Source organism: Colwellia sp. 75C3 (assembly GCF_002836255.1).
Classification (GTDB): domain Bacteria; phylum Pseudomonadota; class Gammaproteobacteria; order Enterobacterales; family Alteromonadaceae; genus Colwellia.
Window position 1 is genome coordinate 61,096 of record NZ_PJAU01000031.1, and the last position, 22,304, is coordinate 83,399.

A 22,304-nucleotide genomic window follows, 5' to 3' on the forward strand; every position below is an offset into this window, starting at 1 on the left:
GAATAAGGAACGTAAAAGTCACAATATTTTAATGTTTTTTTTACAATTAACGCTCAAACCCGAAAAAAAGTAAATTTATTGAGGTAGAATGCACCCGATTTAAAACAGCTAAAAATGTATATATAAAAATAAGAATGAAATTTATACCGATTTAATGTGACTTATTAACGATTCAGTCGTTAAGAAGTGAAGCGGTAAAATTATTGCTGGAGAATTAGATGAACGATATAGAAAAAAATATAGCAGCAGAGCTTAAAAGCGAACCTGAATTAGCCTTTAGTACTTCAGACGATGACCTATTTAAACGTGCAACAGCAACCGGCAATAACAGGCAAGGTAGCAAAGACCTTCTGGCACTCGGTATGGCTTCTCTTTGGGTAGTTTTTATTAGCATATTTATGAAGATATTAAAGCCAATATTTAAACAGATGGCGGCGAAAGCACCGAAAATAAGTACTAATACAGCGACCAATACAACCAATAATAGGAGCAAATAATGGATACTGAAAACATCACCGAAAAAGCTTATTCTGGCTTTATGAGTATTTGGCATAAGGTTGTAACTTTTTTGCCCGATTTAATTGTCGCTACTATATTCTTACTTGTTGGTTGGTTAGTTTCATCCATGGTTAAAAGGTTTTTAAATAAACTGTTAATTAGAATCGGCTTTAATACTTTTTTAGATAAGCTTGGTTTAGACGCTTTATTGAAAAAAATGGAAGTGAGCGTTACGGGTAGCCAAGTAGTAGCGAGTATTGTTTCAACATTCTTTCTATTAATATTCTTATTAGCTGCTCTTGATATTGTTGGCTTAACGGTGCTTTCAGGGTTAATTGATACCTTAGTACTGTTCTTACCTAAATTACTTGCTTCACTCGCGGTATTATTATCTGGCTTCTTTGTTGCTCAAATTGTTTTCAATGGCGTAAAAATAGCCGCTAAAAATACGGGTATAGATTATGGCCGCTCTGTTGCTGAAGTGTGTCGGGGCATTATTATCGTTATCACTGTTTCATTATCAATAACGCAACTTGATATTGATGTTTCTCTGCTGAATAACATCATGACTGTAATTATTGCTAGTGTTGGCTTAGCAGCCGCTATTTCTTTAGGTATTGGTACTAAATCAATGGCACAAGAAATTGTCGCGGGGGTGTATTTACGAGAAATGTACCAAGTAGGCGACAACATTGAAGTAAAAGATATCAAAGGAATCTTAGCGTCTATTGGTAGCGTAGCCAGCAAAGTAATGGGTGAAGGTGAGTCGATAACTACTGTTCCTAATACCTTTTTATTAGCTAACAAAGTTACTAAGCAATAACTCGGACTTTTTCGTTTGACTACGCTTGATGAAAGGCAGCTTGTTGCGTTAGTGCAAGCCAACCTACCTTATGATACGCGTCTTTTTCAGCAATTGATTACACCATACCTACCGACTTTAAAAGGGTATTGTGCAAAATTACTTAATAATCAATCTGATGCTGAAGATGTTGTACAGGAAACTATTATAAAGATACTCACCCACTTGAAAAACTTTAAGTGGGCAGTGTCTTTTAAAGCGTGGCTGTTTAAAATTGCGCATAACGAATGTATTAATAAAATAAGAGACCGTCGTTGGGATACTCTAGAAAATAATGATGAATATTTAGAAAATATAATCGGGGCTGAAAGTACTCACCAAGATTTAGCTACGGCGCTATCAGCATTAATGGTCAATTTATCTTTTTCGGACCGTAACATTATGTTGTTACGTTATCGTACCGAGTTGGAATTTCAGGAAATTGCAGATATTTGTAATTTAAAGATATCAGCCGTAAAAATGCGTCATAAAAGGGTGGTAGAATTCTTAAAAGGTCAGTTAAGGGAGTAGGTGCTTTTTGTCCGCGTAATTTAAATGCTTCACAGTTAATAGGTCTAATCACAACTGAGGCGGGCTTGTCTAAAGGTTATAACCTTTAGACAAGCCCCTATGATGAATAATCGCTAACTTTTAATCTTTTAAATATAGCTCAGCCACTTCTTTTTTAGCGCTAATACGAATGCTAAGTAGAATATCAACCTGATTAGTATCAGTTAAATAATCAACGTTAATCGGTGTGTTACCGAGAATTTTAAAGGTGTTCCCGTTAAGGTCGTAAGACCACAATTGAAATTGCTCATTAATACCATAAAGCACATTGTTTTTTGTTATGAAGCGTTGGTCGCTTCCTTGATGTTCTAGTGATTCAATCAGTTGGTCTTCAGCGGGACCGGGCTGCCAAAACCTATCCATTTGATCAGTGTAAATTAATCGACCATCTTCACTTTTGAGCGCCCAGTTTACTTTTTTATCTGTGATTACCCTAAATTCAGAATTATTAAGGTTGAACTCACCAAAGGTTAATATTCCTTTAATACGTGCAGTTATCAAGGCGGTATTATCTTCACTGTTCCAATGGAAAAGTTGTTCAATACTATGGTCGAATGGAAAGGACTCTTCAGTTGAATCTTGCTTGGAATTTTGTGTTGAAGCTAGGGCCACTTGAGTGAGTACATTATTAGCATTGACTAGAATACTCTTACCATCAACGGCCCAATCATGACCATCAATACGACTATCTATCAAAAAATGTGTGAGCTGCAGTGGACTATTGCCATCGGTTATCCAAAGTTGATCCTCACCTGAACGGTCCGATTTAAAAGCGATTAAGTCCCCATTGGGCTGATATTGTGCATCGTATTCTGCAATATTGGAGCGTGCGATGATCGAGTAATTCTCATCTTCTCTTGTGATAAATTGGTCCGCTTGCGTCTTTGTTATTCGTGATAGGGAAATCGTAGCAATGTCACTATCCCAATTTCCCTTAATCACAAGCATTCTTTTACCATCAGGGTGAAATATTGGTGAGCCCATTGGTGCATCAAGGGGCAAACTAATATTGGTAATTTTACCTTGGTAAGATAGACCAAAGAGTTGTCGACCCGTGCTGAAAATAAGTTGTTCATTCATCGGTGTAAAGTTTGGATAAAGAAATCTGAATTTAGCTATTTCGGGTGGATATTCAATCAGGTGACTAGATATGATCTCGCCATTTGGTTTGAGTGTTTCAATATAGTTCAGGCCATCATTGTGGATACTGGTCAATGCGATAAGGTCGTCTTTGACTGAATAGTCATAGTCAATTAAATTGCCATCTTCGAGTGAGTATATCACCGTACTTTTGTTGTCCACTATCGAGTAGCTGGCTAACTTCCAACGATTTGATATTTTTTGCAATAAAGCGACGTTATTATTATTTAGCCAGGTAGGCTTACGTATTCTTGAGTTTTTACACGCCATTAATAAATTTGGAGATTGAGCGGTCTTAAGTGCTTGCTCAAAATCCAAGGTCATTAGTTTATAACACTGTTTCTGAGTGACTGGTTGGCTGCAATTTTCCGTTTTAATAAAGACCAGTTTTTTGCCATCTTTAGAAAAGCTAGGCGTACCATAGCGTGCCATGTTTTTGGTCAATTGGATTTCTTTTTGAGTTTTAGTGTGTTTTGCCCAGAGATTACTATCAACACAGAGTTTTTCTGAATAGCGGAGGAAAACAATGTATTCACCGTCAGGCGAATAGATACCGCCAAATTCTTTATTGTCAGTTGCCGTGACCGAACGTAATTCGCCAACGGACAGTTTAAAAGGTTGTGGCTGTATAAAGTATATAGTACTAATAATCGCCAAGATAATACTGGCGATGAGAGTGAGCCAGCTTAAAGCTGATTGAGGTTTATTTTCAGCATCACTGTCTCTAATACTGGTACTTTCAATACCAGAGCTTTCACTACGGCTGCTTTCAATATGGGGACTTTCAATAGGGATATGCGGAAAGCTATTGTCTTGCGTTATTTTAGGCTCTATCTTATCGCTTTTTAATAAAAGTTCTTGTTCAAAGAGTAATTGGGCATCGATTTTATCCTGCCAGCGCACCTCGCATTCCAAACTATACCCTTGTTTGGTATGGGTCTTAATATAAGACTGGTATTGACTGTCTTCACCCAATACTTTTCTCAGTTGGGCGATGCTTCTTTGTAATGTATTAGGCGTTACAACAGTGTCAGGCCACACTTTAGTAAACAATTCATCGTAACTAACAACTTTCCCCTGATTTTCAGCAAGGTAGGTTAAAACCGCTAAAGCTTTAGGGGCAATTGTTTGTGACTGCTGTTTTTGTGTGACTTGATTCCTAGATAAATCGACAAAAAAATCACCTACCCAATACTTTACCGCCATAAAACCTCTTACTAGAATGAAAGTTGTTACTCGAAATTGAGTATAAACAAGAAAATCATCTTAGCATAAATGCGGAAGGCAACTAAAGCTAACTTTATAACGGACTGATAATTAAAGGATAATCAAAAGTCAGTTTGAAATCAGCTAAAAATCAGTAGTACGTCAGGTATTTTGGCTTTTATTGATATACAGTCAAAACATTCTTGATGTTCAAGAAATGCCTACATGCGGTTTAGCGTTTACCAGTGAGATATTTAATGACTATGAAAAATATTTTAATTTTAGTTTGTCTAACTTTATTGCCTTTCCTATCAGTTCAGGCGAACGAAACAAGTGATTTCACCTTATCGAGAATACAAGTATTACCGATTAAAGATACGCAGGCCGATAGACAGTATGAGCTTTATATTAAGTTACCTGAGGGATATTCAAAGAACAAAGATAAAATCTATCCTGTCATTTATCTCACTGATGCACTCTGGCAAATCGAATTATTATCCGGTGCCACTGAATTTATGATGGAAGACGCTATTTTGGTTGGCATTTCCTGGCAGAAGGATATCAATGAAGCACTATTAAAAGAAAAAGGAGAGCACATAAGTCGAAGTAGAGATTATTCAATAAGTAAGTCAAGCAACCCAGAAATTCAGGCCAAATATCAACTCGGGCAGGCTAGTAATCATCTGACTTTTATTCGAAATGATGTGATTAAGACGATAGAAAAAAATTACCGAACTGACCCTGACAATCGTACTTATTTTGGTTTTTCCTCAGGAGGCAGGTTTGGCGCTTATATCTTAATGGCACAACCAGATACTTTTAAAAATTACATTCTCGGCAGTCCATCGCTTTGGCGAGATATCCCCTTACTTTTTTCTTTGGAAAATCCAGCATTAAAAAGCAAAACGTCGGCGATTAACCTTTTTATCTCATATGGCGAATTGGAGGAAAGATTGAGTCCTCATATTGAAGATTTTGTTACCAAGCTAAAAGCTAAAAAATATGAAGGGTTATCATCCATAAAACATGTAGTGATTGAATCATCTGGCCACAGCGACTCATTTCCTATGCTGGGCGTCCGTAGTGTGAAATGGTTATCAAACTTGTCAAAAGAGGAGAATAAATAATGAACCGTATTGCACTTTTTATTGCTCTGCTGCTTTCTGTGTTAGCGATGAGTAGCAAAAGCCATAGCCAAGATAAATTTCCAGTTCTTGAAGGCCCTTACCTAGGCCAAAAACCACCAGGATTAACGCCCAAAGCTTTTGCCCCCAGTGTACTTTCAATAGAACATCGTGACGGTAACGCTTTCTTCACACCTGATATGAAAGAATTTTATTTTACCAGAAGAAGTAAAGACGGAAAATGGTCGTTAGTTGTCTTTAAATCCGAAAACAATCGATGGCACGAGTCTATCGTGGGCCCCAGAGTGGGCCGCCCCATTCTTAGTCCAGATGGTAAAACAATGCATTTGGGCAAAAATTATATGGATCGAACCAAAGCAGGCTGGTCAGAGGTAAAAAGTTTGGGACCCATGTTCGATCGGGTAGATTGGGGAATTATGCGTCTATCAGCATCCGCTAAGGGCACCTATGTTTTTGACGATGCAAGAAGCAACGATGTAATTCGTATATCAAGACTCAAGGACGGAAAACGTGAAGAACCCAAACTGCTCGGTAAGCATATTAACACTGGAAAATGGACTGCTCACCCTTTCATTTCACCAGATGAGTCGTATTTAATCTGGGATAGTGAAAGAGTCGACGGATATGGTAAGTCTGACTTGTATATCAGTTTTCGTCAGCAAGACGGTTCATGGGGTACTGCTATTAATATGGGAAATAAAATAAATACAAGCGGTGCAGAAAGAGGAGGTTACGTAACGCCAGACGGAAAATATTTTTTCTTTAACAGTCCTATAAGTAAAAGTAATTCAGGTATTCACTGGGTGGATGCACAGATTATTGAAACACTTAGAACAAAACAGTAAGCCATTAACGGTATATCAAAATTAACTTTAACTTTAACTTTAAATAAGAAATAAATAATGAAACGTAGTTATATTTTTATCACTCTTTTACTTTCAATTCTAACTATGGGAAGCAAAAGTTATAGTCAGGATGATTTTTCAATCTTGAAAGGCCCCTATATGGGACAAAAACCACCAGGCATGGTAGCAGAGCCTTTTGCACCTGGCATCATCTCCAAAGAAGGCTGGCAGATTGGCGGCATGTTTGCACCCGGCATGAAAGAGTTTTACTTCACAACAAACCGAAAAAAAAATACGGTTATCGGTTTTCGTCAGCAAAACAATAGCTGGAAGAAGTACATTGAATTTCCACGAAGAGGTCAAATCGCTTTTTCGCCTGATGGTAAGCGCATGCATATGGCAAAAGGGTATAAAGACCGCATTGATGATGGTTGGTCAGAACGCAAAAGCCTTGGGCCTATGTTTGACAGGAAAGATTGGCATATTATGCGATTGTCGGCTTCTGCAAAAGGCACTTATGTTTTTGACGAAGCGACTAAAGACGGTAATGGTGTTCTTCGTTATTCTCAACGAGTCGATGGCAAACGTGAAGCTCCGAAGCCTCTTAGCAAAGCGATAAACACAGGAAAGTGGAATGCCCATCCCTTTATCGCGCCAGACGACAGCTACCTAATTTGGGATAGCGAAAGGGAAGAGGGTTATGGGGGCAATGATCTTTATATTAGTTACCGACAAAAAAATGGAGCATGGGGAGCTGCAATCAATATGGGTGACAAGGTCAATTCCGATAAAGAGGACTTCGGTGCCAACGTCACACCTGATGGTAAGTACATATTCTTCAACAGAAACGTGGGTGATGGTAACACCGACATATTTTGGGTCGATACACAGGTTATAGAAAACCTTAGACCTAAGTCATAACCCTACAATAGAAATTTATAACAGCATCAAACTAACGTTAAATAAGGCACACACTATGAAAAAGACTTTACCTGCAATAATTTTCCTCGCCTCTACTTTGATGATGAGTAGCATTAGCTATAGTCAGGATGACTTTCCCATTTTGAAAGGCCCCTATATGGGACAAAATCCACCTGGCTTAGTAGCAGAACCCTTTGCACCGGGCATTATCTCTAAAGATGGCTGGCAACTTGAAGGTGTATTTCCCCCTGGCATGAAGGAATTTTACTTCACGTCAAACCGAAAAAAGGCCACCGTTACCGGCTTTCGCCTGCAAAACAATATCTGGCAGAAGTATATTGAATTTCCGCGCACAGGTGAAGTTACCTTCTCACCTGACGGCAAGCGCATGCATATGGCTAAAGGTTATAAAGATCGTGTGGGTGACGGTTGGTCCGAACGCAAAAGTCTTGGGCCGATGTTTGACCGAAAAGACTGGGGCATTATGCGCCTGTCAGCATCAGCCAAGGGAACCTATGTGTTTGATGACTATAAAAGCAATGACAAAATCCGCATCTCTACGCTCAAGGATGGCATACGCCAAGTCCCGAAAGAGATGGGCCCTGTGGTCAACACTGGAAAATGGACAGCTCATCCCTTTATCGCGCCAGACGAAAGTTATCTAATTTGGGATAGTGAGCGAGAAGGCGGCTATGGTGATACGGATCTTTATATTAGTTTCAAGCAAAAAGATGGTTCATGGGGACCAGCCATCAATATGGGTGACAAGGTTAATTCTGATAAAGCGGATTTCTATGCGAGTGTTACTCCTGACGGTAAGTACATACTTTTTAATAGAAACTTTGGTGAAGGTAATATAGACATCTATTGGGTGGATGCACAGATTATTGAGACCCTTAGAACTAAATAAAATACGGGTAATAACTAATTTCAAATGCAGGACAAATTCCTGCAAATATAATTAATTTTAATTGAGAGGATGTCTAATGGTCATCAATTTAAAACTTAAAAATTTAATAATTACGTTTCTAGTAATCAGTTTTAGCAACATTGCTGTTGCAAATGTAGAAGATAAGCATAGCGCTGGTGCAGAGGTTTCAGTCGCCGATGCCAAGTTAACATTTTGGGATATGGCGTTGCTAAAAAATGACTTTATTGATTCAAGTCCTGCCGATAGAAAAGATGATATTGCTGTCGGTGAGTTAGATGTTGATGGCGGTAATAAAGCCATCATTATTAATATGGCGCAGGAAATTTCAGATAATAACAATGGAAAATTCGACAGTGTGCTTATTTCTCATAAAAATAAACTTATCTTTGAGTCGTATTACGGCAGAGGTCGTATCAATCTTCCTCACTTCCAATCCTCGGTAACCAAGTCTTACTTATCGATAGCCGTTGGGCGAGCAATTCAGTTGGGGTATCTGACTATGGCGGATTTAAACAAACCGGTGGTCAGTTTTATTAAAGGTGTTGATCTTGAAAAAATTGCTGCTGGGGCGGAAAATATCACCCTTCATCAAGTAATGTCTATGCGTTCAGGCATTCGAGTCAGTGCTGAAAAACAAAAAATAATCATGGATAGTAGCACTAAAACCAAAGGGTCTAATGTCAGTCAGCAGTTTTTACAACACAGTGACGCTATTTCACCCGAGTCGCAAACGTTTAAATATCAAGATGCAGATCCACGTATTACCATGCAAGTCCTTAATAGCGTTGTTCCTGGATCGGCCAAAGATTTTATCAAGAATGAAGTGCTAGCAAAAATGAACATCACTGATTACGGCTGGAAGGAGGATGTTAATGGCTTACTTATACCAGAAAGTACTTCTCATTTTACTTCTCGCGATATGCTCAAGTTGGGAACTTTGGTTTTAAACAAAGGAAAATGGCAGGGCGAGCAACTTATTTCAGCTGCCTTTTTATCTAAGGCGACCAGCAACATAACAAAACCTACGGAAGACTGGATATCTGAGAGCTTTTCATATGGTTACTTTTGGTATCAAACAGAGTTAATAGTCAAAGGGAAAAGTTATCATGCAAAATTTGCTTGGGGTGGTGGTGAACAATATATTATAACATTTGAAGCGCTTGACTTAACTGTTGTATTTACCGCTCATGCTAGAGAAAATAATACCATGCAGGTGATGGCAGAAAATATCCTGCCAGCTTTTATCCAATAAGGTTATTTACATGGATGTTGTCGGTTTAATCGCTTGTTTAAGAAATACTAAACGCCACTATAAAGCGCCTTAAATTGTCAAATGATTCTACGGATAAAAGAGCGCTGTTACTAACAGCGCTTCAGGCTATAAATAGAAAGTATCACTTTGGTTAGGCTCTGTTCTCTCCAGCGTTAATTTTTCGCTAGGTTAGGACTTAAGCCTGTTTAGAGGAAATTTTTGATAGAGTTGCAGTCGGCTTATCTAACAAATTATTAAGGTGATTCTTAATGCTATCTTGCTTCGCTGCTGATACTTGAACGGCCTGTGCCAAGCGTTGTTTAATTTCAGTTAAACGAATAGGAGATACATTACTTTTTTCGTTAACTATAACAACCCTTTCAGTGCTTTTTTCTGGAGTCGTTTTTATTACTGTTTTTTGTTCGACGTCCTTAGTCTTTTTATCTCCATCATTTTTCTCATTGAGAAGCTCTAAACAATTGGTAAAGTTGTTTCGCACCATGATGGCTTCAGTTAAGCATAGAGAGTTGATGGCACTAATCAGATTATTTTGCTCAAGTAATAACTGGGCATTTATCTTAATCGAAGGTTTTTCACTACTCAGTTTTTTGCTTCCTGCATCGGCGGAAGGTAATAAAAGACCATAAGTTCGTCGATTGGCTAATAAGTCGCTGGTACTGATGCTGAGTAATTCAATCATCAGCTTTAAGTTGGTACAAACTATTCCAAACTCTTGTTCCGTGTAATTGCTAACAAGTTTTAGTAATTTTTTTTGATTCGATAATAGGTTAAACATAATTTATCTCCCTTAATAAAGCTGATGTTCGAATAATAGCCCTTTAATATTGCAGAAATATTAAAGCATCCAAACTTCTACACGGCGATTACGCTTTCGACCATCATCAGTATTGTTATTTGCTATGGGTAATGCTTCGCCCATACCTTCAACGGCCAATACTGGTATTCCTCGAGAGGTCAGTGCTAGCTCAACTGACTTTGCTCGCTTATAAGACAAGCTACTATTTTTTAGCTGTGCGCCAATACTGTCTGAGAAACCCATCAGTACAATTCTACGGCTTTGGTGATCTTCCATAAAATCTACCAAACGCAACAAATCGCGTTTACCTTTGTTATCAAGATCTTTGGTTGCATAGTCAAATCTAAAGTTAAGTGAAAGGCGTTTAGCAGTACTGGCATAGTGCTGATATTTTTTTGGCGCGTCAGCTAAAGGATAAACCTGCTCTAATTTTATATTCTGCGAAATGAGGCCTGCTTGTGAAACCACCTGCTGTCCTTGCGTTGAAAGCGCATATTGTGCAAAGTCTTTTACCAAGTTCGAGGCAGAAGTTGGTGTATAAAAGTATAGTCGTCTTGATAGCGCGTAATCTTCTGTTCCTACGGTAAAGCGGGTTGGGAAAATAGCACTTGTACCTTTACTGGCAGAAATAGCGATGGCTTTATTATGCGACACATAGTTTAAGCCAATAAAGCCAATTGCCGCTTCATTCTGTGATACTAGGGTAGATAACTCAGAGCTTGATTCAAATCGCTTAGCTTGTTGAGACAATTTTTTACCATGTTTTTTCAATACTAGGTTTTTAAAGGTATCCCAAGTGCCAGAATGTTGGTCTCTGGCATACAGTTCTATAGGCAATGAAGCACCGCCAATCTGGGACCAGTTGTTGATTTCACCTGAGAATATTTTAGCCAGGGTCTTACTTGAGAGTTGTTTAACCGAATTATTCTGGTTAACAATAACGGCCAAACCATCTAAACCAATAATATGCTCGTTACCGAGTTTATTTAAATGGCCAGAAGTATTACTTAATTGCTTAACTTCACTGGCTTTTATTCTGCGTGAAGACATGCCTATATCGGCGGTCTTATTTTTTAGTGCAGAAAATGCTGTACTAGAGCCATGTGATTTTAATTCAATAGCATAATTTTTATCAGCAACGCTGTAGTGTAATACTCGTTCTAATGGGGTATTACGTGTCCAAGTGAAGTTGTTAATGTTTTGCTTTTTCAAGAAACCTTCTAGCAATAAAGGTGCTAGTTTCTCGCCAATAGTATTAGAGCCATGCAAGCGAAATACTGTTTCACTTTCAGATTTAACTATCGTTTTTATTGTAGTGTTTGCTGATGGTAACGGTTGCAGGGGATTTCTAGCCGTTGAACTTTTAACTGTATTATTTATGCTGGTATCTATAGTTGCATTAGTTACTTGTGCCTGTGAAGGCGAATTGAACGATTGCAGTGTGTTGCTATACCAAAAAATACTTGCTGCGACTATCAGTAAAGTTAACGTTAACAATACTTTTAACGGGCGCTTGTTCGACGTTATTACTTCCGCTTCAATACGCTTTGATGGGCGCTCATCTATGGCGGTTAACCATGAAGTAATCTGGCTAATATCTTGGTGTGCAAGTAGCGTTAATTCACTTATCACCAATAGACGGTAATCTTCTTCTAGCAGCATTTTTTCCGTCGATATTTCAATATCAAACTCGTTTTGTGCAATACGGGCTAATTGAGCCAGTTTTGTCATAAGAGGTTGGTTGTTTGCTTGCCATGAGCCTGAAAAAATAATTTCCATTTAGGCTATCTCCAAGGTTAAAAATATTTTTAGTAAGTTTAATCAGTGAAGGTTACATTTTTATGACGATTATCATTACTTTTTGACAGGCTATATATTAAAAAAACGTTTTGTTTCAACTAGAAAAGAGTTGATGCGATAGGATTTTAGCGAGATGTAGCGCTAATTAAGTACGTGTATTTACATTACATACTGTTGCAGTTTTAATTGAATGTATTTATATACTTAATTGCATAATTAGGTCAGTATTAAAGCGTTAATACACCTTTCTAGGATTGAATAATGAAGAAAAATATTAGTTTAGCTTTGGCTCTTTTTAGCAGCTTAATTGTTAGTGCTTGTGTGACCGTACCACAAGAGCCGCACATGAATAAAAACCAATTAGCCATATCAAGCGTTCGTGATATTCCGATCTCTTATTCACAAGGTAGCCAGTTTTCCTTGGCGCCTAAATATGTAAAAGAAACATCATTAAAGGCTGAACAAACTCAAGCAGTATATAAGCTTTATGCTGACGCCATTGTTGCTGATCTAAATAGTCACGGATTTAAAAATACAGAGGAAACGAAAAGCGCGGCTTTTCATGTTGGTTTTGGTATTGCCTTAGCGAGTGATGTATCCGATACAAAGATTAATGAAGAATTTGGTATTACTCCTGGGCTGCCGAGTAATGATGCGTTGAAAAAAGGTAGCTTCTTAATTTACATTGAAGATGCGAGCACAGGAAAAAGAGTTTGGCGTGGCGCCGCACAAGGCTTTGCTCATGAAGATAATAATGAAGCGCAAAGAGTGCAACGTACGGCATCAATAGTTAGTCGTGTTATGAAGCAATTTTATACTACAAATTAATACAGGAAAGTATCAAATTGATACTGTTGACACTGTCTTAATTTGTTTTACTAATGTTAGGTATTTAATAAGAGGAATTACAAATGAAGCAATCTATTTATATAGTGACACTATTCGTCTCAACGTTATTGCTGACACCTAGTGCCTTTGCAGCAAGCAGTGAAGTGACTTGGACTGATTATAAAAGTTACCGAGATATCGATGAAGGTAACAACGGACGTAAGCAATTTAGAGAGCGAACGTTTAATAATTTTGAAAAACACTTTGCTAAACTTGCAGCTACATTACCAGCAGATCAAATATTAAAAATTGATGTGACTGATGTTGACCTAGCGGGCGATACAAATGCTGCAGGTATTCATCGTACTCGAATTATCAAAAATATATATTCACCTCGAATGAATTTTTCGTACCAGTTACTTGCTGCTGATGGCACGGTAATTCAATCAGATGATGTAGTGGTCAAAGATTTGAGCTTTATGTCGAGTAACAGCTTAAAGTATCGTAATAAGCCGTTAGGCTATGAGAAAAAAATGCTCGATGATTGGTTTGCAAAAACCTTTAAAGAGATGATCATTAGTAAGTAAGGTCACTCGTTAAAAATGTATAAAAGTCACTGAGGTGACTTTTTTTATGCCCAAAATTTGTATTTTCCCGTTCGAATTTAAGCTACTATCTTTGCTAAGTTACTTTACGTTATAGCAAGGAAAATGCGCAATGACGCTAGCTCCATACTCTATTTTATTTACTCGTTTCTCTGTTGCCTTAATTATTATCCTCTCTTTGATTCTTATCAGCCCAAGTGCGTTTAGCGCAACGTCAGCTAACAGCGGCAATGAAGTTTCGATTAAAGATATGCTCGATAGCAAGGAAAAATCGCAGCACAGTGTTGAACCGTCTGATTACTCTGATGAGTATAATGTCCCGCTGGATGATTATGAACGAGGCCAACCTCGCAGCACCATTGCCGGATATTTACGTGCCATGCGTTTAGGTGATTTAGCCTTAGCCACTAATTATTTAGATTACCGTAATCTTTCAGAAAAAACACTGAGTGTTGGTAAAGAAGAGCTAGCTCGGCAATTAGGGGTAGTACTCAATCGTACTCTTTGGATTGATCTAAATAGTATCAGTACCTTAAAGGAAGGACGTAAAAATGACAATCTTCCCTCGTATAGAGATCTCATTGGGCAGGTTGATTACCAAGGTAATAATCTAGAACTTTTATTACAGCGTATTCCACGAGCGGAAGATAAAGTTAAAATCTGGAAAATATCCAATGCTACGGTTGAGAAAATCCCCCGTTTATTTAAACGTTATTCATATTCCCCCTTAGGTGAATTATTAGCTAAAAAATTACCAGCGGTAGATTTATTTGGTGTCATGTTATGGCAGTGGATATATTTCACTTTAATGATGCTCATTTATTATTTCATCGCGAAAGTCTTCACTTGGTTGGCTGCTTTTGCGATAAACCGAATTTACACAAAAGTCTCAAATGACAGTTTAAAATTTATTAAAGAGCCCGTTGCACTCTTACTTGCCGTGGTTCTGGCTCGAAACTTTCATGATGAAGCTAATATAACCATTGCAGTTAAAGCGGTAACTGAAGGAAGTACTCTACTTATTATTGCTTGGTGCTGGGTATGTTTTCGCTTTATTGATCTAATGAAAACATTTTTTTCAGAAAAATTTATCGCTCAAGATAAACCTTTAGCAATATACTTGCTGAGACCTGCTGGCACTGTAATAAAGATAATTATATTTAGTATTGCCTCGTTAAACTGGTTAGAAAATATTGGTTTTAATGCCTCAACTTTGTTAGCTGGTTTAGGTATTGGTGGTTTAGCTATTGCTTTGGCTGCTCAGAAAACGGTAGAAAATATTATTGGTGCTATCACGTTATACACATCTGCCCCCATTAAAATTGGTAACTTTTGTCGTTTTGGTAATAGTTTTGGCGTGGTAGAAGAGATAGGGTTGCGAGCAACGCGCATTCGTACTTTAGACCGAAGTGTTATTTATGTGGCTAATGCGAAATTTATTGATATGAATATCGAAAACTATTCAGAACGTGAAAAAATTGCTTTTAGACCTAAGATATTTTTAGCGCCCAATACACCTAAAGAAAACCTGGATGCGCTACTTCTCGCGATTAGGTCTATGTTGAGTACTACTGATAACCTGGGTGAAGCGCCACTTAGAACACACTTTAAAGCTTATACCATCTATGGCTTAGAATTGGATATTTTAGCTTATGTTAAAACGACAGATTTTGATGTGTATTTAGATGAAATCAACCAACTCAATCTGAATATTTTAGCGCTGTTGAGCGAACACAACTGTAAAGTGCAAGTCATGTCAGAGAGAGTTGTTGAATAGTTAACGCTAAATAGAGCAGCGTTAACTGAGTTATTTATTAACTTTATTGAGTCATGTTATTAATTATAACTTTGTTCAAAGTTAGCTAATACAGTGAAAAGTTGTTCTATCTTTTTAACTAACGTAATCAGCAGCGCTTGGTCGTTATTTTCTTGCCATTTCAACAGGTCATCGGCAACTTCTTCAACGTATGGCTGAAAAGTATCAGCTGAACTTGAAAATGCTGAATCAGCAGTGAAAACTGCTTTGAAACTGGCTTTTTTCTTTTCACGTAAATCAGCTAAAGTTGCATCAGCCGTTAATGCTTTTTTTAAAATTATTGATATATTTTCAATTAGTTGTTGTTCGATAGCTTTAGTCATAATACTTCTTACTATTAGTTATAGGGCACAGTTATTGGGCACAGTTATAGGATTTGTTTTTGGTAATTATGCCAGATTGATTGGCGTTTTGTTAGCTTGTCCGGCAATTTCTCGTACCAATTTAGGCATTAAAAATCCCGGCAAGCTCGCTAACATGTCTTTAAAAATAGCTACCGCATCTGTCTCTTTAACGTCGAAATGCGCTGCGCCTTGAACCGCATCGAAAAGGTGTAAGTAGTAGGGTTGAATACCCGCATCAAATAGTGACTCACTCAAGTTAATTAATACCTCAGCATCATCATTTATGCCACGCAATAGCACACTTTGATTAAACAGTGGTATACGTGCTGCTCGAAGCGGTTCAAGCGCTTCAATTAACTCATCATTAATTTCATTAGGATGATTGATATGTAATACCATAGTAGCTTTTAAACGCGAATTTTTTAAAAGTTTGACCAGTTTATTTGTGATCCTGTTAGGTATCACCACGGGTAAACGGCTATGAATACGCAAGCGCGATACATGGGGAATTTTCTCTATCTGCTCAATTAACCATGCCAAGTGATCGTCGCTGGCCATTAACGGATCGCCACCACTAAAAATAACCTCACTTATTTCATCATGAGCCGCAATATAATCAAGAGCACTTTGCCAGCGCTGTTTATTCGGACTGTTATCTTGATAAGGAAAATGACGGCGAAAACAATAACGACAATTAACCGCACACGCCGATTTAACAATCATCAGTACGCGGTTTTTGTATTTATGCAGCAAACCTTCAGCAACGGTATCATGCTCGTTTAATGGATCGGCAGAATACCCCTCAGTGAGTAAAAACTCACTCGAGAGTGGCATTACTTGCTTAAGCAAAGGATCGTCAAAATCGCCTTTTTTCATACGTTTAATAAATGAAAGTGGCACGCGAACGGGAAATAATTGACGGGCCTTGAAATGCTGTAAATATTCCGTAGGGTCAATATTAAGTCGTGTTAAGAGTTGTTCTGGTTCGGTCACAACGTCACGTAAATCTTTTTGCCATGATTTTTCATCACAAAGATGCAAATCATGATCAATTTGGGTTATTATCTGCGGCAATTCTAATTTCAATTGAACATCTCTTGCTAGCTACTTCGACCATTATAACGGTTAAAGGTTAGCGAAGATCAAATAAATAACTAAGTAATCAATAAAAGAGCACTCTTACTATGGCTAATTTCAGTACCAACCAGTTCAAAGCTGGACTTAAAATCATGCTTGATGGCGAACCTTGTAATATTCTTGAGAATGAATTGGTTAAGCCAGGTAAAGGCCAAGCCTTTAGCCGCGTTAAAATACGTAAACTTGTTTCAGGTAAAGTCTTAGAAAAAACCTTTAAATCAGGTGAGTCTGTTGAAGGTGCTGACGTAATGGAAGTTGAATTAGCTTATTTATACGCTGATGGCGAGTTCTGGCACTTTATGAACAACGAGACTTTTGAGCAAATCGGCGCAGAAGAAAAAGCCTTAGGCGAGACTGTTAAGTGGTTAGTTGAAGGTGATATTTGTACTATTACTTTATGGAATGGTACGCCTATTACGGTAACGCCGGGAAACTTTGTTGATATTGATATCACAGAAACAGATCCAGGCTTAAAAGGTGATACCGCTGGTACTGGTGGCAAGCCGGCAACATTAGCGACAGGCGCTGTTGTTCGTGTACCTTTATTTGTTCAAATAGGTGAAAAAGTTCGTATTGATACACGTTCTGGCGAATATGTTTCTCGTGCAACAAAAGCATTATAAGCTAAATAATAAAATCAGCTAAAGGAATAGAGATGTTTATTAACAAAGTGTTAATGTCAAAAGTAATGATAGTTAGTTGTGCTGTTGGCCTACTAACTAGCATGCTTAGTACTAATGCTAGTGCAAACTACACTAAGCGCAGTGATAAGTGGGAAGCGAGCTTTAAAGTATTGAATACTCAGTCCACCAATATTGGTGGAGAGGATGAGTCTAATATTGCAATGAAAAGTGATTATGGCTGGGGTTTTACCCTTGGTTATAATGTGAACCCACATATTTTAGTTAACTTTGATTTTTCATCAACGACGCCTAGTTATGCCGCTACTTTAGTTGATGCTGATGACGGTAGTACTTATCAAATAAATCACAAAATGGACGTGTTAGAAAGTCAATTTAATGTGGTTTATAGTGTTTTTGCTTCCCAATTTACGCCATATGTTCAAGCCGGTGTTGGTTGGAGTTTTGTGGATAGTAATATCGCCGATGGACCACCTAACTCATTCTGTTGGTATGATCCTTGGTGGGGATATGTGTGTGATGGTTATCAAAATACTTATAACGATGAACGCTTTTCTTATAATGTAGCGGTAGGTTTTCGTTACGAGTTAGATAATAGCCTTTTTTTCAGAGCTAGCTATAAGCAAGCATGGATTAATATGAGCCATTCAGAGGATGCGAGCATTGGCTCTTATAATCTGGAAGTAGGTTCTATATTTTAGGCGTTATTTTTAGCTTCGATAACGATAGAATTACTTAAAGGTAACTTTAAGCGAATATCACTAATTATTAGTAAATTATTTATTAAATAAACCCAGCAAACAGCTTTACTGTTTACTGGGTTTTTTATTGTCTATTAAAATGCATTTGGTAGATGAAATAAATAAATCACAAATTTGTCAGTTGGTTAATTCAGTTTAAATTACTGCTGGCTATACTTAAGTCACCTGCTCAGGTATATTCAATACTCAATTTTAACCTTGTTATTTTACTTTTTAAGTTGGTCGCGTGAAAGAAAAGTCAACGTCATTTGATATTGCTTATAGGGCTGGTGTTTCTCAATCTACAGTCTCAAGAGCTTTGCGAAATAGCCCATTAGTTAATGAGGCTACCCGAGAAAAAATTCAAGCTATTGCTAAAGAGTTAAATTACAAGGTTGATAAAAACGCCAGTAATTTACGCTCACAGCAAAGTGATACTATTGCTTTGTTGTTATTTGAAGATCCAACCAATGATGATTCAGCAATAAACCCTTTTTTCTTGTCGATGTTGGGCAGTATCACTCGGGCTTGTTCGCAAAAAGGCTATGACTTGTTAGTGTCTTTTCAACAAGCAAGTGATGACTGGCATGCTGATTTTGAGGATAGTAATAAAGCCGATGGTTTGATTTTATTGGGTTATGGCGACTATGTTGACTACGAAGAGAAATTAGTTAAATTGCTAGACCAAGGTACGCACTTTGTTCGCTGGGGCGCTGAAGTTAAAAACTTACCTCTCATATCGGTAGGTTGTGATAACTACCAAGGCGGCAAAGAAATGACCGAGCACCTTATCGAAAAAGGGCGTACTAAGCTTGCCTTTTTAGGTAGTGCCTCTACGCATGCGCCAGAGTTTTTTGAACGTTATAAAGGCCACTGTCAGTCGTTAAAAGCGAATGGCATAGTAGTTAATCCACTATTGCAGTTTAATGCGCTGTACACCGAAGAAGCGGGTTATCAGGCTGCAAGTCAATTAATCTCAAGTGGTGAGCCTTTCGATGCTATTTGTGCCGCTTGTGATCTTATTGCTATTGGTGCCATGCGTGCATTACAAGAACATAATATTGAAATACCAACACAAGTTGCGCTGGTAGGTTTTGATGATATCGCTATTGCCAGTTTTACCTTTCCACCGCTAACCACGGTAAAACAAGATACCCAATTAGCCGGCGAGTTATTAGTGGCTACTTTATTGACGATGATAAGTGGTGAAGAAGCGAAAACGACCTTGATCCCACCTGAATTGGTGATTCGTAAGTCTTGTGGAAGCTAGACTATAATCAAACGATAAGAAAATAGTTAAATATTATTTCTTGATTAGAGAAGGTGACGAATGAAGCGATAAACGTCGTCACTTCCAACATTAATTACTTAACATTAGAAGTGACGTAAATTAAGCTTTAAGTTAAGTTAAGAAGCGAGGTTAACTTACTCCGTCACAATTGCTTGTTCAGCATCTTCTTTAACAAAGTAAACCGAAATAGCACCAAGCAACATTGAAATACCCGCCAACATAATAATATAGATAGCTTGATTATCGAATACAGCCGTTAAAATCCAACCGGCAAAAATACCAGAAACTATCTGTGGAGCAGCAATGGTAAAGTTAAATATTCCCATATAAACGCCTGTTTGCTTAACCGGTAATGACCCAGCCAAAATAGCGTAAGGCATTGCTAATATTGCTGCCCAAGCTATACCAACGCCAATCATAGGTAAGAATAATGATACCGCACCTTGAGGTACTGAAATCTGCGTTATGCCTAGATTAACAAGCGTTAACTCTGGGTTATGTACCAGCATGATACTTAAATAACCGATACCGCCAGCAAGTAAAGAAAGTGAGTAGGTTAATTTACGGCCAATTTTATTGGCTACTTTCGCCATGAAAATGGAAGCTATTGCGGCAAATAATGAATAAGCAGCAAAGATAATACCCACCCAATCACCGGCAGTGCCTTTAGCTTGAGCAATATGTGCAGGGATGGTGCCGACAGACTCTAAATAAGTTGGGTCAAACCATTTTGCATCAATACCCCAGATATGTTGTGCAATGGCAGGCATGGTGTATACCCACATAATAAATAATGCAAACCAAGAGAAGAACTGCACTAGCGCAAGTTGTTTCATCGTTTTTGGCATGGTTTTTACTAGCGAGAAAAATTCGACTAACTTTTCATTAAGAGATTGTTCTACTTTTTGTTCTTCTAGTTCAGCTAAGCCATTAGTACCTGGCTCATATTCCTTGGTACGTAATACTGTCCATAATACTGAGCCGAGCATAACCGTTGCGCCAATATAGAAAGCCCAAATCACCGAGGGGGCAACTTGACCTGCAGTACTCGCAGTGTTTTCTAGCCCAATGACATTCGTTAATACGAACGGTAAAATCGAGCCAAAGACAGCACCAATATTAATTAAAAATGACTGGATAGAGTAACCGACGTTACGCTGCTCTGATGGCACCATGTCAGAAACTAAGGCACGGAATGGCTGAAAAGCTAAGTTAAAAGAGGCATCCATTAACGCTAGCATCATAGCGCCAAAAAATAGTGGCGTGATAAAACTCGCTAAGGTTGCAGAGTTTGGCATTAATAACATACCAATGGCAGCGGCAATACCGCCGGCTAAAATATAAGGATTACGACGACCTAAGCGGTTCCACGTTTTATCTGAAGCCGCGCCAACGATAGGTTGGATAATCAAGCCCATGATAGGGGCAACTAACCAAAATAATGATAAAGAATGAAGGTCTGCGCCTAAGTCAGAAAGTATCCGACTCGCATTGGCATTTTGTAAGGCAAAGCCAAACTGTACCCCGAGAAAACCAAAACTTACATTCCAAATTTGCCAAAAACTCAAACGGGGTTTGTGCTGACTATTTTTTGCTGGCTTACTTATGTCGCTTGGATTGCTCATCTCAATGCACTCTTATTGTTATGTATTACCTTGTTTGCCTTTAAAAAAAAGCACATTATTATTTTAGGAAAGCTTAATAATAATGTGCAATACCAAATAAGGCATTAAACAAGCGTGTGTTGAAATATCTTTGAAGGGAAATTGACCAACAAAAGTTAAAACAAGAATTTTAATATACCCATTTTAACGAATAACCACTAGATGTTACATACGTATTCAGTAACGTTTAATTACCCTTAATATCCTTTGGTTACTTTTGCAGTACAAAAGCGGCGGCGCCAAGTAATCCCGGTTGCTCTTCTGTTATCACGTAAGTGGGTGCTTGCTCGGTAATAGAGGATAAGCGACCTTTGGTTTCAAAGCGTGCTCTAAAGTCACTTGATTTTAAGTAATCAATAAAGCGCGGCACTATGCCGCCGGCAATATAAACACCGCCTTGGCTATTCATTATTAAGGCTAAATTTCCGGCAAAACTGCCGAGTACATTACAAAAGAGTGTCAGTGTTTGCTCACAGATACTGCAGGTACCGTCAAGGGCTTTAGTAGTGATATCTTTAGCGGTAAGCTTATCGTTAACCGTGGTGATTTCTTTGCCTTCATTAATAAATAATAAGGCCTGATAAACTTGTTCTAATCCATAACCAGACAATAATTGCTCGTATGAAACACGTTTTCTTAAACCATGGATGAAGTTCATCACCTGTTGTTCGGTTTCATTAATCGGGGCGAAATCAATATGCCCCCCTTCACCACTAATACAGTGCCATTGCTTATTACCGGCAACGGTTATTGGTACTAAGTTGGCTACCCCTAAACCTGTGCCTGGGCCGCATACCGAAATGGGTTTACCAGCAACGCTTTTACCGCCACCTATTTTTACTTTTTGATTATCGGATAAAAGCGGAATAGCCATGGCGATGGCGGTGTAATCATTAATGAAACTTAAGGTATTAAGTTTTAATGCTTGTTTAAGTTCTTTTTGGGAAAACTGCCAAGGTAAATTAGTCATACTAATTAAGTCATTATCTACCGGGCAGGCAATCGCAAAACACGCGTTAATGACTAGATTATCAATACTTTTAATTTCAATATAATGGGCAACCACTTCGGCTAGGCTTGCAAATTTTTTGCATTGATAGGTTTCAATATCAGTGATATTAATACCATCGGTATCGCTGTTACCACCGTTTTTAGTAATATCACTATTATCAGTAATAGCTGTTGCTTGCGCTAAACGAATATTGGTACCACCAATATCAGCGATGAGGTTGATTATTCTTTTTTCTGTCGAAGGTAAATTTGTATTCATGA

General features: G+C 38.1%; 21 protein-coding genes. 14 read left to right on the forward strand and 7 right to left on the reverse strand.

Annotation, left to right across the window (positions count from 1 at the left end):
- Positions 1-218: 218 nt before the first annotated feature.
- From CXF85_RS00410 to sigX, 3 genes are read left to right on the forward strand one after another with little or no spacing between them, the layout of a single operon-like run.
- Complete coding sequence (locus CXF85_RS00410; protein ID WP_101226555.1) at positions 219-497, forward strand: hypothetical protein; 279 nt, start codon at positions 219-221, stop codon at positions 495-497.
- On the forward strand, positions 497-1,321 hold the full coding sequence (locus tag CXF85_RS00415) for a mechanosensitive ion channel family protein (RefSeq protein ID WP_101226556.1): 825 nt from the start codon (positions 497-499) through the stop codon (positions 1,319-1,321). The genes CXF85_RS00410 and CXF85_RS00415 overlap by 1 nt, the downstream gene beginning before the upstream one ends.
- 15 nt (positions 1,322-1,336) lie before the next feature.
- Positions 1,337-1,870 (forward strand): RNA polymerase sigma factor SigX, encoded by a 534-nt coding sequence (gene sigX / locus CXF85_RS00420; protein WP_101226557.1) that lies wholly within the window; start codon positions 1,337-1,339, stop codon positions 1,868-1,870.
- Positions 1,871-1,990: 120 nt separating this feature from the next.
- On the opposite strand, the gene CXF85_RS00425 is transcribed toward sigX, so the two are convergent.
- Positions 1,991-4,255 carry a winged helix-turn-helix domain-containing protein gene (locus CXF85_RS00425; protein ID WP_101226558.1) on the reverse strand — a complete coding sequence of 755 codons (2,265 nt, stop codon included), beginning with the start codon at positions 4,253-4,255 and terminating at the stop codon, positions 1,991-1,993.
- 257 nt (positions 4,256-4,512) lie between these two features.
- On the opposite strand from CXF85_RS00425, the gene CXF85_RS00430 reads away from it, so the two are divergent.
- The 5 genes from CXF85_RS00430 (at position 4,513) to CXF85_RS00450 (ending at position 9,349) form a co-directional block, all read left to right on the forward strand.
- On the forward strand, positions 4,513-5,382 hold the full coding sequence (locus tag CXF85_RS00430; RefSeq protein WP_101226559.1) for an alpha/beta hydrolase: 870 nt from the start codon (positions 4,513-4,515) through the stop codon (positions 5,380-5,382).
- On the forward strand, positions 5,382-6,245 hold the full coding sequence (locus CXF85_RS00435) for a PD40 domain-containing protein (RefSeq protein ID WP_198555432.1): 864 nt from the start codon (positions 5,382-5,384) through the stop codon (positions 6,243-6,245). Before CXF85_RS00430 ends, CXF85_RS00435 begins: the two co-directional genes overlap by 1 nt.
- A 57-nt stretch (positions 6,246-6,302) precedes the next feature.
- Positions 6,303-7,166 (forward strand): TolB family protein, encoded by an 864-nt coding sequence (locus CXF85_RS00440; protein ID WP_101226560.1) that lies wholly within the window; start codon positions 6,303-6,305, stop codon positions 7,164-7,166.
- Positions 7,167-7,221: 55 nt separating this feature from the next.
- Complete coding sequence (locus CXF85_RS00445; protein WP_101226561.1) at positions 7,222-8,076, forward strand: TolB family protein; 855 nt, start codon at positions 7,222-7,224, stop codon at positions 8,074-8,076.
- 76 nt (positions 8,077-8,152) lie between these two features.
- On the forward strand, positions 8,153-9,349 hold the full coding sequence (locus tag CXF85_RS00450; RefSeq protein ID WP_101226562.1) for a serine hydrolase domain-containing protein: 1,197 nt from the start codon (positions 8,153-8,155) through the stop codon (positions 9,347-9,349).
- Positions 9,350-9,545: 196 nt separating this feature from the next.
- On the opposite strand, the gene CXF85_RS00455 is transcribed toward CXF85_RS00450, so the two are convergent.
- On the reverse strand, positions 9,546-10,145 hold the full coding sequence (locus CXF85_RS00455) for a hypothetical protein (RefSeq protein ID WP_101226563.1): 600 nt from the start codon (positions 10,143-10,145) through the stop codon (positions 9,546-9,548).
- A 60-nt stretch (positions 10,146-10,205) separates the two neighbouring features.
- On the reverse strand, positions 10,206-11,945 hold the full coding sequence (locus CXF85_RS00460; protein WP_232771022.1) for a substrate-binding domain-containing protein: 1,740 nt from the start codon (positions 11,943-11,945) through the stop codon (positions 10,206-10,208).
- A 282-nt stretch (positions 11,946-12,227) separates the two neighbouring features.
- On the opposite strand from CXF85_RS00460, the gene CXF85_RS00465 reads away from it, so the two are divergent.
- From CXF85_RS00465 to CXF85_RS00475, 3 genes are all read left to right on the forward strand, one after another.
- On the forward strand, positions 12,228-12,794 hold the full coding sequence (locus tag CXF85_RS00465) for a DUF4136 domain-containing protein (protein WP_101226564.1): 567 nt from the start codon (positions 12,228-12,230) through the stop codon (positions 12,792-12,794).
- Between the two features lie 83 nt (positions 12,795-12,877).
- Positions 12,878-13,381 (forward strand): DUF3016 domain-containing protein, encoded by a 504-nt coding sequence (locus CXF85_RS00470; RefSeq protein WP_101226565.1) that lies wholly within the window; start codon positions 12,878-12,880, stop codon positions 13,379-13,381.
- A gap of 130 nt (positions 13,382-13,511) precedes the next feature.
- On the forward strand, positions 13,512-15,176 hold the full coding sequence (locus CXF85_RS00475) for a mechanosensitive ion channel family protein (protein WP_101226566.1): 1,665 nt from the start codon (positions 13,512-13,514) through the stop codon (positions 15,174-15,176).
- A gap of 59 nt (positions 15,177-15,235) precedes the next feature.
- Here CXF85_RS00475 and CXF85_RS00480 read toward each other — a convergent pair whose 3' ends face one another.
- Positions 15,236-15,538 (reverse strand): hypothetical protein, encoded by a 303-nt coding sequence (locus tag CXF85_RS00480; RefSeq protein ID WP_101226567.1) that lies wholly within the window; start codon positions 15,536-15,538, stop codon positions 15,236-15,238.
- A gap of 66 nt (positions 15,539-15,604) precedes the next feature.
- The gene (gene epmB, locus CXF85_RS00485; protein WP_232771023.1) at positions 15,605-16,645 is read right to left on the reverse strand and encodes an EF-P beta-lysylation protein EpmB; all 1,041 of its coding nucleotides are present in this window, start codon (positions 16,643-16,645) and stop codon (positions 15,605-15,607) included.
- Between the two features lie 98 nt (positions 16,646-16,743).
- Here epmB and efp point away from each other — a divergent pair, with 98 nt between their 5' ends.
- From efp to CXF85_RS00500, 3 genes are all read left to right on the forward strand, one after another.
- Complete coding sequence (gene efp, locus CXF85_RS00490) at positions 16,744-17,319, forward strand: elongation factor P (RefSeq protein WP_101226568.1); 576 nt, start codon at positions 16,744-16,746, stop codon at positions 17,317-17,319.
- Positions 17,320-17,351: 32 nt separating this feature from the next.
- On the forward strand, positions 17,352-18,038 hold the full coding sequence (locus tag CXF85_RS00495; RefSeq protein WP_101226569.1) for an outer membrane beta-barrel protein: 687 nt from the start codon (positions 17,352-17,354) through the stop codon (positions 18,036-18,038).
- A 286-nt stretch (positions 18,039-18,324) separates the two neighbouring features.
- The gene (locus CXF85_RS00500; RefSeq protein WP_101226570.1) at positions 18,325-19,347 is read left to right on the forward strand and encodes a LacI family DNA-binding transcriptional regulator; all 1,023 of its coding nucleotides are present in this window, start codon (positions 18,325-18,327) and stop codon (positions 19,345-19,347) included.
- 155 nt (positions 19,348-19,502) lie between these two features.
- On the opposite strand, the gene CXF85_RS00505 is transcribed toward CXF85_RS00500, so the two are convergent.
- Both CXF85_RS00505 and CXF85_RS00510 read right to left on the reverse strand, forming a co-directional pair.
- Positions 19,503-20,993, reverse strand: coding sequence for an MFS transporter (locus CXF85_RS00505; protein ID WP_101226571.1), 1,491 nt, complete (start codon positions 20,991-20,993; stop codon positions 19,503-19,505).
- Between the two features lie 250 nt (positions 20,994-21,243).
- Positions 21,244-22,302 (reverse strand): glucokinase, encoded by a 1,059-nt coding sequence (locus CXF85_RS00510; RefSeq protein WP_101226572.1) that lies wholly within the window; start codon positions 22,300-22,302, stop codon positions 21,244-21,246.
- Positions 22,303-22,304 lie beyond the last annotated feature (2 nt).